The organism is Myroides sp., from assembly GCF_032073645.1.
GTDB lineage: Bacteria > Bacteroidota > Bacteroidia > Flavobacteriales > Flavobacteriaceae > Flavobacterium > Flavobacterium odoratimimum.
The window spans coordinates 13685-31602 of record NZ_DAMANB010000005.1 but is presented as its reverse complement, the minus strand read 5'-3'; the positions used below and the strand labels follow the sequence as shown (position 1 = coordinate 31602).

General features: G+C 36.6%; 11 protein-coding genes. 2 read left to right on the top strand and 9 right to left on the bottom strand.

The window, feature by feature from the left end; genetic code table 11:
- Positions 1 to 72 precede the first annotated feature (72 nt).
- Complete coding sequence (locus RT228_RS05135) at positions 73 to 1518, bottom strand: PLP-dependent aminotransferase family protein (RefSeq protein ID WP_006261622.1); 1446 nt, start codon at positions 1516 to 1518, stop codon at positions 73 to 75.
- A gap of 88 nt (positions 1519 to 1606) precedes the next feature.
- Between RT228_RS05135 and RT228_RS05130 the strand changes: the two genes are divergently transcribed.
- Positions 1607 to 2497: a DMT family transporter gene (locus RT228_RS05130; RefSeq protein ID WP_006261623.1), complete on the top strand. Its 891-nt coding sequence runs from the start codon at positions 1607 to 1609 to the stop codon at positions 2495 to 2497.
- 114 nt (positions 2498 to 2611) lie between these two features.
- On the opposite strand, the gene RT228_RS05125 is transcribed toward RT228_RS05130, so the two are convergent.
- The 6 genes from RT228_RS05125 to RT228_RS05100 all read right to left on the bottom strand — a co-directional run bounded on the left by RT228_RS05125 (position 2612) and on the right by RT228_RS05100 (position 13614).
- Complete coding sequence (locus tag RT228_RS05125; protein ID WP_006261624.1) at positions 2612 to 3505, bottom strand: AbiJ-NTD4 domain-containing protein; 894 nt, start codon at positions 3503 to 3505, stop codon at positions 2612 to 2614.
- Between the two features lie 766 nt (positions 3506 to 4271).
- Positions 4272 to 5831, bottom strand: coding sequence for an NAD(P)/FAD-dependent oxidoreductase (locus tag RT228_RS05120; protein WP_006261625.1), 1560 nt, complete (start codon positions 5829 to 5831; stop codon positions 4272 to 4274).
- A 357-nt stretch (positions 5832 to 6188) separates the two neighbouring features.
- Positions 6189 to 7952 (bottom strand): ABC transporter ATP-binding protein, encoded by a 1764-nt coding sequence (locus tag RT228_RS05115; RefSeq protein WP_006261626.1) that lies wholly within the window; start codon positions 7950 to 7952, stop codon positions 6189 to 6191.
- Between the two features lie 5 nt (positions 7953 to 7957).
- On the bottom strand, positions 7958 to 9703 hold the full coding sequence (locus RT228_RS05110; protein WP_006261627.1) for an ABC transporter ATP-binding protein: 1746 nt from the start codon (positions 9701 to 9703) through the stop codon (positions 7958 to 7960).
- 433 nt (positions 9704 to 10136) lie between these two features.
- Complete coding sequence (locus RT228_RS05105) at positions 10137 to 11396, bottom strand: hypothetical protein (RefSeq protein WP_006261628.1); 1260 nt, start codon at positions 11394 to 11396, stop codon at positions 10137 to 10139.
- 58 nt (positions 11397 to 11454) lie between these two features.
- Positions 11455 to 13614, bottom strand: coding sequence for a TonB-dependent receptor (locus RT228_RS05100; protein WP_006261629.1), 2160 nt, complete (start codon positions 13612 to 13614; stop codon positions 11455 to 11457).
- 610 nt (positions 13615 to 14224) lie between these two features.
- Here RT228_RS05100 and RT228_RS05095 point away from each other — a divergent pair.
- The gene (locus tag RT228_RS05095) at positions 14225 to 15070 is read left to right on the top strand and encodes an aminoglycoside 6-adenylyltransferase (protein ID WP_006261630.1); all 846 of its coding nucleotides are present in this window, start codon (positions 14225 to 14227) and stop codon (positions 15068 to 15070) included.
- A gap of 223 nt (positions 15071 to 15293) precedes the next feature.
- Here the strand turns inward: RT228_RS05095 and lpxD are convergent, their stop codons facing one another.
- Together lpxD and RT228_RS05085 are read right to left on the bottom strand one after the other, a co-directional pair.
- Entirely contained in the window at positions 15294 to 16295 is a 1002-nt protein-coding gene (gene lpxD / locus RT228_RS05090) for a UDP-3-O-(3-hydroxymyristoyl)glucosamine N-acyltransferase (RefSeq protein ID WP_006261631.1), read from the bottom strand.
- A 157-nt stretch (positions 16296 to 16452) separates the two neighbouring features.
- Positions 16453 to 17874, bottom strand: a complete 1422-nt coding sequence (locus RT228_RS05085; RefSeq protein WP_039330123.1) for a PLP-dependent aminotransferase family protein — start codon at positions 17872 to 17874, stop codon at positions 16453 to 16455.
- Between the last annotated feature and the right edge of the window lie 44 nt (positions 17875 to 17918).

The following is a 17918-nucleotide window of genomic DNA, read 5'->3' as shown; positions in this document are numbered from 1 at the left end:
TAAGTTTTTCAAATTACTTTTTCTCTTTTATTTCAACGTGTATTTGCAACTCCCTTTTCCTTTCAGCTATTCCTATTCTGTATTAACAGTCTTTAAGTTTTGCAATTGTCTAGCTAATAAACCTATCTGTTTAATCTTGCTTTCTAATTGTACATCCCAAGGCAAGCCAAAGCACAATCGCATGGAGTTGTTATACTGATTTTGCAAAGTGAACATCCGTCCAGGAGCTATACTTATTCCTTTCTTCATCGCCAAATCATACAACTCTATAGTATCAATCTCTTCACTAAACTCTATCCACAAAGACAACCCTCCCTGGGGCTGACTAATCTTAATATTCTTAGGAAAACTCTGCTGAATAACTCTAGCATAGTTCTGATAATTCTGATATAGTTTTCTTCTTAGTTTTCGCAAGTGCTTATCGTATTTCCCTGACCTTAAGAAATTAGCTACAGCCTCTTGTTCTAAGGAAGAGGAAGAGATAGACTGTATCAGTTTGATATTTTGCACTTTATCTTTATACTTGCCAGGGGCTACCCATCCTACTCTAAACCCAGGGGCTAGTGTCTTAGAGATAGAACTACACCAAAGCACATTTCCTGTCTTATCGAATGTCTTACAGCAAGTAGGTCGATGGCCTTCAAAACATAGATCACCATATACATCATCTTCTATCAAAGGAATATCGTGCTGTGCCAATAACTCTACCACCTCTTTTTTATTCTCATCAGGCATACAGCTCCCTACAGGAGTATTGTAATTTGAGATTAAAATACAAATATCTATTTCTGAGACCACCTCTCTTAGCGCTTCTACTTTTATCCCTGTATTAGGATTAGTCGGTAATTCAAATACCTTTAGCCCCAATCCTAGAGCTAATTGTAGAATACCAGGATAACAAGGACTTTCTATGGCAACAGTATCTCCAGGTTTACTCAATGCTGTTAGACAAAGAGCTACTGCGTTCATCCCTCCATTTGTGGTGATCAAATCTTCTTCGTGAAGATTAGCGCCCCAACCCGAAGATCGCAAAGCAATCATTCTCCTCAGATTGGCGTTGCCTTCTAATCGTTCGTATTGTACCCCACCAGTAGGCAAGTCTCTAGTAGCTTGTACTATTTCTTTCTTTAATTTAGCAATAGGCAACATATCTCCATACGCCACGGTATAAGACAATAATAAGAGGTCTTCCCTACCTATATTAGCGTATACTTTTTGAAGAATATCATTAGGTTCACAGTGATTAGCTAATAAAATGGGATTACTCTCCTCTGGAAGAGGTAAGTTCTTATAACTTAATTTACTCACAAAATAACCACTCTGAGGTTTCGAATAAATCAAAGACAGAGATTCTAACTCTAAGAAAACACGTCTTGCCGTATTCATACTGATCTCATATTCTGCGCATAACCCACGCAAGGAAGGTAACTTCTCTCCTTCTCTAATATTTCCACTTCTAATCTGAGAAGCTATATTCTCTGCAATCTCACTATACAAAAAGGTTTTGCTCATATTCATCTACTAACTGTGCCCATGCAAATATACAAAACTGATACTGTGTGAATCCTATACATAGAGGTAATTTTGTCCCAAATAAAACAGAATAATGGAACAATCAGGCATTTTAAATGCAACAACAAAATCATCTAACGGATGGTTAAATGGATTTATTGGAGTACTTCTATTCGCAGGTTCGATGCCTGCTACTAAGATGGCGGTTAAAGACCTAGACCCTATCTTCGCCACTGCAGCAAGAGCAGTTATCGCAGCTTTATTAGCGCTAGCTTGCGTAATAGCTCTTCGCGAAAAACGCCCTACCAAAGAACAGATGTGGCCACTAATTAAAGTTGCCATTGGAGGAGTTATTGGTTTCCCTCTATTGACAGCGATGGCATTAGAGTACATCACCTCAGCACATTCATTGGTATTTATGGGAATGTTACCCCTGTCTACAGCTATATTCGCTGTATTCATTGGTAAAGAGAAGCCTAAACCTATCTTCTGGTTATTCTCTCTAATAGGGAGTGCCTTAGTGATTGGATTTGCATTCTCACAGGGAGTAAGTTCTAACCCTATCGGGGATATCCTAATGATCTTAGCTATCATCCTATGTGGACAGAGCTATGCAGAGGGAGCTAAACTATCTAAAACACTAGGAGGATATCAAGTAATCTCTTGGGCGTGTATTATCTCACTACCTCTTACAGTGCCGATTATGATTTATATGGTACCTACAGACTTAGTTCTAGTAAGTGGAGAATCTTGGTTTGGACTCTTCTATATTTCTGTTGTCAGTATGTTTTTAGCGTATATCTTTTGGTATAAAGGATTAGCACAAGGAGGAATCGCAACAGTAGGTCAAATCCAATTATTACAACCGCTATTAGGGATGATATTAGCGGCAACAGTATTAAACGAAAAAGTAAGCCCTACAATGCTATACGTCACTTTCGGAGTGATTCTTTGTGTAGCTGCAAGTAAGAAGTTTGCTAAATAGATATTTTTTTCTCTTCAATTATTACCCTTTTACTAACGAAAAACGCACTTATATAGTGCGTTTTTTTGTTCTTATAATATTCCTTCATATTTCTTTTTTACACTATCTACTACTTTATCTACTTCTAGAAATAGAATTGATTGATTTCTTGTAATTTGAATTTTTAAACAACTCTTCTTTTGTTTTTAAATAATTTATAAAAGCAGAACAAACCACTATCATAAATTTAGCATCTTCTTGTTTTACAAGAATTCCATCTTCAACAAGAGCATGTCTAATTCCTCCACTATCACTTGTATAACCATATAATTTCTCAAAAGCAGATTTATATGATGGATGCAAAGGATGTATATCATCTAATTTTTTCAATGCTTTCCCTAAACTAATATTAGGTTCATTTATTAAAAAACAACAATAGGCTTCAACTGCTGAAATAGATTCTTTTACCGAGTTTCTATAATCTGGAGACATTTTATCTGATAGATATAATAAAGCCTTTTCTAAATGCTCTACTACAGCTCTATTCCCTGTTGAAGTTATAGACTCTTCAATTGTTAATATCTCCTCTTCTGTTGTTATTTGAATGATTAATCCATTAACTATTCTATATCCAGCCATTTCACTACTCAGTACATCATTAAAATTTGAGATAAAGTTAAAATCAAGATATTTAAACCTACTACTTCCTAATTCAAATGCAACTAGATACTCTATAAAATCATATACCTCATACCAATAACAATTAAAAAACTCTCTTTTAATATAATTATAATAATCATCTTTAAGAGTACTATTAAATCCCATACTAGCAGGGTATTCATCTCTTAAATTCTCGAAATAGTCAACCCATATATGTTCTAGAATTTCAAGAAGTTCTATTGAACTAATTTTATTAAGAAACTCATTACTAATAACATTCCATAATTTATTTTGTAAAACTTCATCTATAGATTCTATTTGTAAAATTTCTCTTATTGGTTTTACACCTATCCTTTGTGAAAATTTCATATTTTATTAATTATTTAATCTCAAAATTAATTATTTAATCTCAAAATTAATCAAATATTCTAAGACATATTTACTCTCTTAAAACTTTGAATAAACAATTAACTAACTACCTTAGTAATTACGTTAATTCTTATTTACATACTATCTAAATAAAAAATACATTTCCTAAAATTATACTCTTTTTATGATTAATACATCCACTAATCTAGTTATATTAAAAACATACGAAATAATTATTCTTTTACAAGAATAATCTCTCCTCATAAAGCTACCGAACTCCCTATTCCTTTCCTAGACAAAGAATGACACATTGAGAACATTAACAATTTAGTCTCTACCCCCTCCTAGAATACATGAAGAAGTCGACAAAGAATGAGTATGTAGCTAGTATAATGATAACTTGAAAAGTATTGATTATATCTTGTTGATACGTTTATAGCATAAAAAAGCCTAACTACTCTCGTAATTAGGCTCGTATATTAAATTTTATTTCTTTATTTATTATGTGTCGGATGTATGTAATCATTCCTACGATTGCGTGGTATACGGTATGGATATACGTTGTGTGAGACGCGAGATATTGCGCCTCTACCTTATATAGACTGTGGTTACTAGGTGGCGGGTGTATATGATCATCTCTACGATTGCGTGATATACATGCCAAATGCCGTAGGCAATACTGTTAACTGTCAACTGAAAACCGTTAACCATTAAATACCGCAGGCAATACTGTTAACTGTTAACTGAGAACCGTTAACCATATTCATCACTGCATGCTCTCGACACACATAATCGCACATTTCTCACCATCGATGGCAGCAGATACAATACCCCCTGCATACCCTGCTCCTTCACCACATGGATAAAGTCCTTTGATCTGAGGATGCTCTAAGGTATAATCCTCACGAGGGATACGCACTGGAGAGGATGTTCTACTCTCTGGAGCGTGTAAGATAGCCTCATTCGTGAAGTACCCTTTCATCGACTTACCGAACTCTTGGAATCCCTGTCTCATGATTTGCGTCAAGAAACCTGGGAATACCTGTCCTAACTCTATAGAAGTCGTACCAGGTAGATAAGACGTCTTAGGGATAGACTCAGATACTTTAGACTGAGAGAAGTCTACCATACGCTGTGCAGGTACACGCTGTGTCTCTCCAGCTACCCTATAAGCTTGTTGTTCTATCGATTTTTGGAATTCCATACCTGCTAAAGCTCCGAACTTTTCAAAAGGTTTAAAGTCTTCTAGACGCAACTCTACTACGATACCTGAATTGGCTGTTGCTTGATCTCGTTTAGACGGTGACCATCCGTTGGTTACTACCTCTCCTGGTGCTGTAGCACAAGGCGCGATAACCCCTCCTGGACACATACAGAATGAATACATTCCTCTTCCATTGACCTGCTTCACGATAGAATAAGGTGCTGGTGGAAGAAACTCTCCTCTGTAATCACATGAGTACTGTATCTTATCTATCAGCGTCTGTGGGTGCTCTGCACGTACTCCTAGGGCAAAAGGCTTTGCTTCTATCAAGACTTTCTTACGGTCTAGTAATTCATAGATATCGCGAGCAGAGTGTCCTGTAGCTAAGATTATTTTCTTTGCTTCGATTAGGTCTCCATTGTGTAGTTTTACTCCTTCTATTTCATTTCCTTTGATCACAAAGTCTACTACTCTTTTCTCAAATAACACTTCTCCACCAAACTCCTCAATCTTAGCACGCATATCCTGCATAATCTTCGGAAGTTTATTCGTTCCGATATGTGGATGTGCTTCTACTAATATATCTTGTGATGCTCCGAAGGCTACTAATAGCTCTAGTATACGATTGACATCACCACGCTTTTTAGAACGTGTATACAACTTACCATCTGAGTAAGTTCCCGCTCCTCCTTCTCCGAAACAGTAGTTCGAATCTGGATCAACGATATGATCGATATTTATTGCTTTCAAATCACGACGACGACCTCGCACATCTTTTCCTCTTTCGACTACAATAGGTTTTACCCCTAGCTCGATTAGTTGTAAGGCTGCAAAATAACCTGCAGGCCCTGCTCCTACCACGATAACACGTGGAGCATCCTTTACATTTTTATACTCTGGAAAATCAATATGTCTGTGCACGACATCCTCATCGGCAAAAAAAACAGCAACCTTTAAATTGATCTTTACGGTGCGTTGTCTCGCATCAATAGATCTCTTTAAGATCGTGATATGCTTAATGTCCTTTGGAGAACACTTCACATGGTTTGCAACGTACTGCGTTAATAAATCCGCTGTACCTGCAACTTCAGGAAGAACTTGTAACTGTAATTCTTGTGGCATTTTTTTATAAAGCAAATAAAAATTAAAGGCGCAAAAATAAACTAAAATCACTTAGTTTTTTTTACTATTTTATAGTCATTCAGTATTTTTTTGACATCCCGTACACAAAATACAGAAAACAACACTAAAAAACTAATTATTAGTTATTTACTATATTAAGCCCATACTATTTATTCTGATTATAAAGTAATACCTTCTTATCTCTACCACCATTAAAACAAAAAAGCCTGTGATACAATATCACAAGCTTTTACATAAAAGGAACTAAAGAAAAGCGAACTTGGGGTAAGCTTATCAAATGAGTCTACTATCTGTCCTTAGCCCTTCTAATCTATAGAATACAATTACTATTTCTTCTTAAAACAAAGCTTCTATTTGCTTCTCTGCTTCCCATAGATCACAGTATTTACCTTGTTTTATCATTAAGGCTTCATGTGTTCCTTCTTCTACTATCTGACCTTTTTCTAAGACACATATCTTATCCGCACCTCTGACTGTAGATAACCTATGTGCAATGATAATCACAATCTTCTCTTTCACTAACTCATCGATAGCACGCTGTACGGCAAGTTCACTTAAAGAGTCTAGAGAAGACGTTGGTTCATCTAGAATGACTATTGGACTGTTCTTAAGCAGTGCTCTCGCAATAGAGATACGCTGACGTTCTCCACCTGATAAGGTATTTCCCATATCTCCTATAGGCGTATCATACCCTTTAGGCAATTGGCTGATAAAATCGTGACATTGAGCACGCCTAGCCGCGTCTATTATTTCTTCTTGAGTAGCAGTAGGTTTCGCCATACGGATATTGTTACCTATGGTATCATCAAATAAATAAACCTCTTGGAATACCACAGATATCATACTCAACAAATCATTCTGACTCAAATTAGTAATATCAACTCCTCCTATACTAATGCTCCCCTTCTGACAATCTGCATAACGCATAATCATTCTTGCCAGCGTAGTCTTACCCGAACCTGAAGGCCCTACTAAAGCTACAATAGACTTCGGTGCAATAGATAAGTTGATATTAGACAAAGTTTTTTCTTGAGCATCTTCATAATAAAAGTCTACTTCTTTAAACTCTATACCATAAGAGGTAGGTTTCGCTTGAGGTGTCTTTACTTCTAAGACAGGAGCAGTTAACATCGCTGTGATTTGCTTATATCCTGCTTCCATCAGACTAAATATCATGGTCATGGGTACAAAGCTAGAGATCAACTCTGAGAAGCGAATCACAATAATCATTAAGGCTGTCATGACCATCATATTGCTATCTGCTTTTAGCACAAACAATATTCCCAATCCCAAGGATACTAACATCCCTACTTCTAAAGCAGAAGTAATAATCAGATTAGGAGTACTCCCTTTGCCATGCCCGAAGATTTGCACTTCTCTTACTTTATCAATGCTTTTGTTTAAACGAGCTACGATACGCTCTATACCATTACTTGCTTTAAGCACAGGTAAGCCTTGGATAAACTCTATAGACTCTGCATTTAGCTCAGAGTGTACTTCATTTAGATAATACATTCCACGGTCATAAGCGGGTTTTCTCCAGCGATATAACGGGATGATCACAGGGAATAAAATCAAGATAACGATCGCTATCTTCCAGTCAAAGAAGAAAGTCATCAGCCCTACTGATATAGGTGTAATCACTCCATACATCATCAAACTCGACACTGTAATGGTGTAAGAAATTACCTCATCTACATTATTACTAATCACGGCACTCCACTTTCCAGAGCGTTTATTAGATAAAAATTCTAAAGGCATCTCTCTCAGTTTCTCCCCTTGTCTCTTGCGAAGGTCATACTGTGCCTGTGAAGAAAAACCTCCGTAGTCATAGTCTTGCCCTATCCATCTACAGATAGCACTAATCACGACGAAGCCTAATGCTATCCAGATGTAAAACCATACTTGCTCAGGCTTTCCCTTCCCTATATTCATAAAAATAGGGTAAAAGCAAGTATAAGCTGCTCCTTGAAAAACAGAAGACAACAATATCAATATTAAACTCATTCGCAGTCGTCCACCCATTGGACCTGCTGCTTTAATCAGGTTAGATAATATACCGATAAAAGAACTGCTCTTATTTGTTTGTACTTTACTCATCTCTATTACTTATCTGATTTAATATGCCAATTTCTCGCTTGTGTATACGATTGCCACATCGCTTGGTATATTCCTTGATTAGCGGCTAATTGTTCATGTGTTCCTATCTCGCTAATACTTCCCTTATCCATCACAATAATCTGATCCGCATTCTTGATTGTCTCTAATCTATGAGCGATCATAATGACAGTTTTGTCCTTCATCAAATTGCGGAAAGCACGCATCAGTAATAGTTCGTTTTCTGTATCTGAGAATGAAGTTACCTCATCAAGTATCAATATTGGTTTATTTCTCAAGATCGCTCTAGCAATCGCTAGACGTTGCTTCTGTCCACCTGAGAAGTTATTTCCCCTTTCTTTTACTAAGGTCTCATACCCATTAGGAAGTTGCATAATAAAATCGTGTATTTGGGCAGCCTTAGCTGCTTCCATTACTTCTTCTAATGTAGCTTCCTCTGCGCCCATTCTGATATTGTTAGCAATCGTATCAGAGAAAATAAAATTGTCTTGAAACACAAATGATATCGTATCTAATAATACCTCAGGTTTTAATTGGCGGATATCTGTTCCACCCAATTTTATCTCTCCATCACTAACATCCCAAAAACGAGGTAACAAACGAGCTACAGTAGACTTCCCTGCTCCTGATGCTCCTGTAATAGCAGTAAAAGTACCTGGCTTCACCGTAAAGCTGATATTATTTAATGCCTTGTCCTCTCTACCAGGGTAAGTAAAAGACACCTTGTCAAACTCAATGGTTGTATCATTTACAGAAGTTTGTTCTCCTGTAGAAGTTAAAGGTTCTACTTCTAGTAATTCTTCTATACGTTTTGCACTGATTGCAGCTCTAGAGATCACATTAGTCAAACTGCGGTAAGGCAAAATAGACTCTATCATTCCTGTCCCCAATAATAAAGAGGCTACAAAAGACACAAAACTCAAAGACCCCTCTTGGAACCAATAGGTCCCTAGCACAAGTAATATAATAAATGTAGGTAGCGGGTTTAAAATAAACATGGACAACTTAGCATTCAATCCGTTTTCCTTAAACCACAAAGTGATAATAGATAAATAACGTTGTAAGGCATTCTCATAACGCACAAATGATTTCTCTCCTCCATCGAATACACGTACTACCGGCATTGCCTGTACATACTCTATCACAGCTACATTAATATCTTCTTTTGCTTTATTAAATTGATGTGTTACTTCTGTCTTATTCTTCATCGCTAATGCTAAAAACCCAAGCCCTACGATAAGAATAGCTAGACAAACTAATGCTACTCTATAATCAAACCAAAATAATGCAACCAAAGTAACTACTGGAAAAGCATACGTACGCACAAATAAAGGGGTACTATCTGCCGCAAATCCATGTAATAAACGAACATCTTCATTTAAGATTTTAGTCAATGCTCCTGAACCTGTCTCAGTCAAGAACCCTAATGGTAACTTCGCCAAATGGTGACTGATATTCTTACGCAAAATAGCTTCTAAATCAAAAGCTGCGTAATGGGATACGTCAAATGACTTTAGACGTAATACATAACTAACTACTACACATAAGATCATCGCTCCGAATAGATACAACAATTGTGTTGTATTTCCGTGATACAGTGCATTAATTAGGTAACTTAATATTATTAAATTGGCTATTGTCAATAAAGTAGAACCCACAGAAAGAGCCATTGCAAAGTTTAGCTTCTTCTTGACTGGTTTTACGATACGCCATAGCACATTATCTGTTGCCATATTATTGTTTTTGTTGTTTTGTGATTTTGTTGTTTTGTGAAATCGTGAAACTGTGAAATCGTTTTTTGTTCTGTTCTCGCTACAAAGTCTCCCTACTTTGAGCTACCATGCCATCTGTTCCCCGTTTCCTGTTTCCCATTTCCCGTTCCCTGTTTCCTGTTCCCTGTTTCCCATTTCCCGTTCCCCGTTCCCTGTTCCCTGTTCCCTGTTTCCCGTTTCCCGTTTCCCGTTTCCCGTTCCCCGTTCCCTGTTCCCTGTTCCCAGTTCCCAGTTTCCTGTTTTCCGTTTCCCGTCCCCTGTCCCCTGTTTCCTGTTCCCCGTTTCCCGTTTCCTGTTCCTGTTTCCTAAAAAACCATAAAAAATAATAGTAGAGAAGAAAACTCCTCTACTATTGCATTCAAACTCTATGGAGAGTTCTAAATAATTAAACTTATTATTTTTCTAATTTCACTAATCCCCATACTTGACCACCTTTACCGATGTTAAACGCAGGTTTAGCTACATTATCAGATCCTAATACATAGTATCCGTTGTAATCTTTGTTATTCACTACTCTGAAGTACACTTTACCATCTATTGTAGTAATCGCTTGAGCATCTTGGAAGGCATAAGTAGATTTAGGTGCTCCCTCTACAGCTTTTGGTCCTGCAGCAATATTCTCTTTATCAAAAGCATAGTATGTAAAATTAGGGTTTGGCAAAATATCTGTGTATGAGAATGCTTTATCACTCCATGCAGTATATAGTTTACCATTTTTTACACCTACTGAACCTACTGTAGTATTCTTTACATAATCATCAATCTTAATGATCCAATCTTTATCTATTTCTGTTGCTCCTTTTTTAATTCTAACAATAGCAGAACCATTAGTCGCTCCATTTACTCCGAACCCATGAGAACACATATATAACGCTCCATCATCTCCCATAGTCCACATTTGATTCGCGTTACCACCATATCCTACATAGCTGATACGGTTATCTTGAATCGTTTTTTCATATTTACCAGTAGCGATGTCGATCACTGCTAGTTTGATATATCCTGGAGCAGGGTCTTTCATCTGACTACCTTGTCCATCTTTAGAACCTGTGATGATATCTACATATAATTTTCCATCTTTAGACGCGATAAAGCGAGATCCCACAGCTTGGTATTCTGCTTTTTTATCTTCTACAATAGAAAGGTCTATTTCTCCTGTACGCTGCATCGTAGAAGGATTGAATACTTGTATCTTTAACAATCCTCTTCCTATATCAGCATAATATCCAGTCGTTTTATCATGTACATAAAAGTTAGAAGACATTCCTGTGATTCTACCTGTCTCTGATAAAGAACCATCTGCGTTAATAGAATATCTCAAGATACCGTCATCAGGAGAAGAAACGCGTCCTAATTGAAGACGTTGGAATACCCATTCTCCATACGCTTTCATTCCATTCCCTTTTATCTGTAATGAACCTTTATGGATATTGTCTAAATCTCCTTCAGGCATTTTATCATAGTTAGATAAGTATCCTACGAATGGCTGTACTCCTAATGTAGCTGTTAATAGCACATAAGATGTCTTCGTTTGCTCAACTGGTTTAGTTGGCTCTGAACTTGAATTATCATCTGATGAACATGATGCAAAAGCAAATAACCCTGCCATTGCTAATGCTCCTATCGTTTTAGTACTAAAAATGCTTTTTTTCATTTTAATAGATTTATTGTGTTTTAATGATAAGTTTCTGTATTTCTAAATTGTTCCTCTCCTAAAGAGACATATTCACTTTAAAATGAAGACTAAATCCTTCATTTTGTATTTTGTAATTGTCAAATATTTCACTGTTAAACAAGTTCTTAGCTTCTAAACCGAAAGACAGTTTAGGTGAATAACTCCACACCACTCCTGTAGAATGTAAATTCTGATCAGGGATCACATAAGCTTCTGCATTAACTTGTGCTTTTCCCCATAATCCTAAGAAACCACTAGGTTCAAATTCTTTAGGAATAAAGTCTAGGTAATAAGCCTTTACAAAACTGTAGTTGTAATAAAACGAGAACTTGTCTCCTGCCTTGAATACATTGTCATGTGAAGTACGCAGACCAAGATTAGCAAAGAAATAAGGTGTATTTCTCAGACGAGAACCCTCATACGTCTTGTCTTCTTTATCATATAATCTAAAGTCTTGATATGTCACGTTACCAGACAGTCTCAACCACTTTAATGGAGAATATGCTGCATCTACCTCTACTCCAACTCCTTTTATCTTTTCTATGTTCTCGTAACTACCAAAAATACCCGTGTTTAACAGCATGATCATATCATGTGTTCTTCTGTAGAACACATTGACCTCTGTCATGAAGTTGGTTTGATTGTTATAGTTAAATCCTAGATTATAGTTCCAACTCTTTTCTGGTTTTAAAGCAAAATTGGTACGCGTGAATGTTCCATCTCCGAAGAACTCTTCTTGCTCTGGTAGACGTACGGCTACTTCTCCTGAGAATCTAGCATACATACGATCGTTAATCTGATATTTTAACGACTCTGATACTCCCCAGTTCCCTTTTGTTTTAGATCTTTTCTGCTCCATCGAAGTGTCTCCATGCGCACTCTCATACCCTTCTGTACGCAAATAGTAATACTTCGCCGATAAGTCATTCGTCAGACGATCATCTAAGGCGTATAACCTCCAGTTTAGCCCTGTAATCCACTTTTGGAATACTACAGAACGCTGTAACATATCTATCTTAGAGAAAGGAAATTTCTCTCCGTAAGGGTCAGAACCACGACGAGTAGAGGTATTGTAAACAGAGTTTAACTCTATAAACCCATTGTCTAATCGGTAAGATAGATTAGTACGAGATACGAAGTTATAATAACGTAACTTTTTGATGCTTCCACTAGTAGTCGCTTCTCCATTCTTACTAGGTACTGGAGTGAACTTCCCTCTCCAGTCGTAAAACCCTTTAATCGTATCTGTATAACTAGAATGCAGTGTATTATAGACAAGGAATTGATCTAACTTCAAGTCTTTATCTAAAAAAGCCTTGCGATAGCGAAGTGTTGGCACTACAGAATTCATATTACTCGTCACTCCTCCGAATGGATAGTTCATCGTCATCCCGTAATTGTGCTGTTTATTAATGTAAAAGCTACTTACAGTCAAACGCAACTCATCTGCCCAAGTCTTGTTCTTCACTCCCACAAACCCTTCTACAAATCCATTAGAGAAACGGTTGTGAAACAGTTTGTGTTTTTCTCTACTTACCTGTGCCGTTTCTGGATCAGTGTAAGGCACATTGACCTTATAATTGTTATCAGAGTAATTAATAAAAGCATTTACTCCTCCGAATAAGCCTGTCTTTTTATCTTGAAAATAAGCGTTTACGGTACCTCTATGAGTGTTATAAGAACCTATCTGATAAGATACATCTACAGATTGATTACTTTCAGGCTCTTTCGTTACGATATTAACTGCTCCTCCTAATGCATCTGCCCCTAAGGCTACAGGTACCACCCCTTTATAGATCTCAATGCGATCAATCATCGTAGGCGGTACAATAGCATAACTAAAGGCATTCCCTAAATAATCCATCGGAACCCCATCCTTAAAATACTTTATCGCCTTTCCTTCAAAACCGTTCAACATCAAATTAGTAGCATTACCTAATCCCCCTGTTTGTCTCACTCGTACACCTACTGTTCTGTTCATCAGCTCTATCACACTAGACGGCTGTTGTTTCATCGCTTTTACATCAAGTACAGTAGCACGTATAGGTTGACGACTTTCTTTTTCGGCTTTGGTTTCTCTCTGAATAATCACTTCATTTAACCCTGTATTTTGTAAAGTATCTTGCTGTGCAAAAACAGATTTAGAATTAAATGATAAAACAGCGATTAAGGATAAAGTAAGGTATGGTATTTTCATCTTGATCTCTCTTATAGAATAGCTCTGTGGAAGACTATCTCTCTTATTGATAGGGCAAAAGTAGGCATCCCTTTGCCTGAGTACTGACGCTAAAAGGAATATAAAAGACGCAAGAAGGAGTATTATTTAGATTCATTAAAAAGGAAGACAACACTTCTTGTACTTCAGAACTCAGCATTAGAATTCGTTGACTTATCCCCCTGATACCCTGTGTATAGCTATGATGATATACTAATCGTAGTTTGATTCCATAGTGGTCGCATAAAAAGCAGGCAAAAATATGCGAGCAGTATGCCATCACTATGCGATAACTATGCGACCACTGCTGTTTTTGAAGAATAAAAATGAGGAGTAACTATCTTCAATTAGAGCTGCACACAGGCATTTACTTCCTCGTAGTCTCTCTTCCTTATGTAGAACTTCCTTCTTAATGGCTATGCAGATCAAGTGAGATATACGTCCTTATCTATGGATTTTCTAGTTATTGAGTAATAGCATTGTATTTGAGTGGCAATGCTAGACTATTAAAAAACTTTATTCTACTCCTAAAAACACCACTGTGAATCATTTTAATTTAATTATCTTGCTTATTCGTCTTAAAAACACCTATATGGCTTCACCATTACAAACAGAGATCCTTCAATTAGCCAAACAAGATGACCGCATTAGAGCTGTTATTCTCAATGGTTCAAGGGCTAACCCGATGGTTACTCCTGATCAGTACCAAGATTATGATATCATCTATATGGTGACTGATATAGAAAGTATCAAGAAAGAGGATATTGTCTACAAAACCTTTGGACAGCCTGCCATACAACAATTACCAGATGATATGCACTTAGGTAACGAAGAGGGTATTCCTTCTATTTCGTATACTTATTTAATGATTTATGAAGATGGTAGTAGATTAGACCTTACCCTATTCCCAGTAGATCAATTAAAGCAGTATAAAAAAGACAGTCTCTCTATCGTATGGCTAGACAAAGATGGAATATTTAAAGACATACCCGAGTCTTCTGATATTGACTATCATGTACAACGCCCTACTCAACGGGAGTTTACAGAAGTGTGTAATGAGTTTTGGTGGTGTTCTACTAATGTCGCTAAGGGACTGGCTAGAGAAGAAAGAGTATATGCAAAAGATATGATGGAGTCTGTCGTCCGTCCTATGTTCTTACAATTACTAGCTTGGAAAATAGGGAGTGAACACCATTTTAGCGTTTCTATAGGCAAATCAGGTAAATTCATTAAAAACTACTTAAGCGATGAAGACTACAATAAGGTATTAAGAACCTATAGCAATGCTAATATTCAAAATACATGGGAAGCCTTTCACACCATGACTACTTTCTTTCAAGAACTACAAATAGAACTAGGTAAACGACTTGTCCTAAAAGTAAATGTAGAAGAAGCTACGAATGCCTTACAGTATATCAATAGAATCTATCAAGATTAATAAATGAATCATCACAAATAGAGGTATATAAAAAAAGCGACTAACCCTTATCAGTTAGTCGCTTATAGATTATTATTAAACCTAAATACTGCAAAACCATTCTACTTCATAGCTTTTTCATTAGCTCTAAACCATACTAGTGTATACTTTTGTCACTAATTCAGACCTATTTCGTATAATTACTTTTCGTTTATATGTCTATTGCGTATTTTGGGTTAAAAGATTAATTCTTTGTTCTATTGGTTACCAATTGCTTTAGTGCAGCCCATTGTCTCAACGTTGTTTTTGCTTCTTGAGCAGGGTATCCTAATACTGTCTTACCTGCTTCTACATCTCCAGTCACTCCTGATCCAGCTCCTACTACAGCACCCTGCCCGATAGTAACGTGATCTTTAATAGAAGCACTACCTCCTATCACCACAAAGTCTTTTAGTGTAACTGAACCTGCTAAACCACTATTACCAGCCATGATACAGAATTTTCCTAACTCACAATTATGTCCTATCTGAACAAGATTGTCAATCTTACAACCATCTCCAATAATGGTAGCGCTAAACTTTCCTCTATCTACACATGAATTCGCTCCTATCTCAACATAATTACCAATAACTACATTACCGATCTGAGGTATCTTCACTAACCCTAACTCAGGAGACGGACAGAAACCAAATCCATCAGCTCCAATCACTGCGTTAGGATGTAAAATACAGTTATGTCCGATATGACTGCGCTCACGCACAATGACACCAGACCACAATATCGTATTATCACCAATCGTACTGTCATCTAATACAGTGACATTAGGATACATCTTTACATTTTTTCCGATTATTACATTTTCACCTATTACACAACCAGCTGCTATTCTAGCTCCTTCACCTATTACTGCTGTGCTATCTATCGTAGCATTAGGGTGAATATCTTCTTTAAATACAGGCATCTTAGGCGCAAATAGTGTAAGTAACTTCGCTAATGCTAAATCAACATTATCTACTTTAATAAACGCTCTATCTATACCTGGTAGAATAGAAATATCTTTATTTACAATAGCAATAGGGGCTTTTGATTCCCCCCATAAGCGTTCGTATTTTTTATTACCTATAAATGAGACTTGACATTCTTTGGCTTTTTCCAACTGCTCAGCTGTACTAATCTGTCTTAATGTACTTCCTACAACAACGCCATTTAAAACATCGTTCAATTCAGTTAAAGAGTATAATTTCATAATTGCGAAATAAAGTTTTTGAGTTTTATTTAATTAAAACGAATAAAATCAAAAAATATTGCAACACAAAACGATATTCATTTATTTTAACAAACAATTACATATATTTATATTCAAAAAAATAAAATTACTTAAATTATAAAACTAGAAAGTCTTCTTATTTCCTCAATAATTGTTTACTCAACTCTCCTACTCTTTTAAGTTTAGCTTCAACATTCTCTGACCAAGGCAGGCCTATGCACAGTCTGATACAGTTCTCGAATTGTTCTTGTACCGTAAACATTCTACCTGGTGCTATACTAATGCCCTCCGCAATAGCTAAGTCATATAAATCCATCGCCTCAATAGAAGGGTCAAACTCAATCCATAGTGATAATCCACCTTGAGGACGATTAACCTTAGTACCCAATGGAAAACTAGTAATAATAGTATTCAAATATTTCTGATAATTGCTATAGATCTCTTTTCTAAGTTTTCGCAGGTGCTTATCATAATTGCCTGAGCGCATAAAACTAGCTACAGCTTCTTGCATTAAAGGAGGCGTAGAGATTAGATGTACTAACTTTTGATGCATAATCTTATTCTTATACTTACCAGGAGACACCCACCCTACGCGATATCCAGGAGTCAAAGTCTTAGATACAGAACTACACCAGATCACATTACCTGTCTTATCAAAAGCTTTACAACATTTAGGACGCTGATTACCAAAATACATATCTCCATAGACATCATCCTCTATCAATGGGATATCGTGTTTCTCTAAGAGTTCTACTATTTCCTTCTTATTCTCATCAGGCATACAACTACCTAATGGGGTATTATAATTAGAGATCAATAGACACATATCGATATGCTCTACTGCATCTCTAAGAGACTGCACATCAATACCTGACACAGGATCTGTGGGTAACTCAATCACCTTAAATCCTAAATCAATAGCTAGCTGAAAGATACCTGGGTAGCAAGGGCTTTCTATTGCAATGGTGTCTCCAGGTTTGCCCAATGCTAATAAACACAACGAAATAGCGCTCATGCTTCCATTAGTCGTAATAATATCTTCTTCTTTAAGACTACCTCCCCAAGTGATAGAACGCTGTGCGATCATTCTCCTCAAATTTAGATTGCCCTGTACAGAATCATATTCTATCCCTCCATCTACTAACGACCTAGAGGCTGCTATAATCTCTTTCTTCATTTTGGCCAAAGGCAAAAACTCATCATATAATGTACTATACGAGAACAAAGTCAGCTTTCTATTTCCCATATTAGAATATACCTTGCGAATAATCTCCTTAGGCTCCTTATTATTTGCTAAAAAGATAGGGTTACTCGGCTGAGGCAAAGGAATATCCGTATAGGATAGGTTACTTACAAAATAGCCTGACTGAGGCTTAGACTCTATTAATGCCTGAGTTTCTAGTTCTAAATACACTCGTTTGGCTGTATTCATACTAATTTGATGTTCTGTGCACAACATTCTTACAGAAGGAAGTCTGTCTCCTTCTCTTAGTACGCCTGCTCTAATCTGACTAGCAATAGCATCTGCTATATTCAAATACAAATAATTCTGTTCCATAACAATCTCAACTGTGTCCTTTCAAAATTACAAAATTGATACTG

Bases quoted from the DNA above. Each gene is read 5' to 3' on its own strand.
- RT228_RS05130 (WP_006261623.1), top strand. From the start codon at position 1,607: ATGGAACAATCAGGCATTTTAAATGCAACAACAAAATCATCTAACGGA.
- RT228_RS05095 (WP_006261630.1), top strand. From the start codon at position 14,225: ATGGCTTCACCATTACAAACAGAGATCCTTCAATTAGCCAAACAAGAT.
- RT228_RS05100 (WP_006261629.1), bottom strand. From the start codon at position 13,614: ATGAAAATACCATACCTTACTTTATCCTTAATCGCTGTTTTATCATTT.
- RT228_RS05120 (WP_006261625.1), bottom strand. From the start codon at position 5,831: ATGCCACAAGAATTACAGTTACAAGTTCTTCCTGAAGTTGCAGGTACA.
- RT228_RS05135 (WP_006261622.1), bottom strand. From the start codon at position 1,518: ATGAATATGAGCAAAACCTTTTTGTATAGTGAGATTGCAGAGAATATA.
- lpxD (WP_006261631.1), bottom strand. From the start codon at position 16,295: ATGAAATTATACTCTTTAACTGAATTGAACGATGTTTTAAATGGCGTT.
- RT228_RS05110 (WP_006261627.1), bottom strand. From the start codon at position 9,703: ATGGCAACAGATAATGTGCTATGGCGTATCGTAAAACCAGTCAAGAAG.
- RT228_RS05115 (WP_006261626.1), bottom strand. From the start codon at position 7,952: ATGAGTAAAGTACAAACAAATAAGAGCAGTTCTTTTATCGGTATATTA.
- RT228_RS05125 (WP_006261624.1), bottom strand. From the start codon at position 3,505: ATGAAATTTTCACAAAGGATAGGTGTAAAACCAATAAGAGAAATTTTA.
- RT228_RS05085 (WP_039330123.1), bottom strand. From the start codon at position 17,874: ATGGAACAGAATTATTTGTATTTGAATATAGCAGATGCTATTGCTAGT.
- RT228_RS05105 (WP_006261628.1), bottom strand. From the start codon at position 11,396: ATGAAAAAAAGCATTTTTAGTACTAAAACGATAGGAGCATTAGCAATG.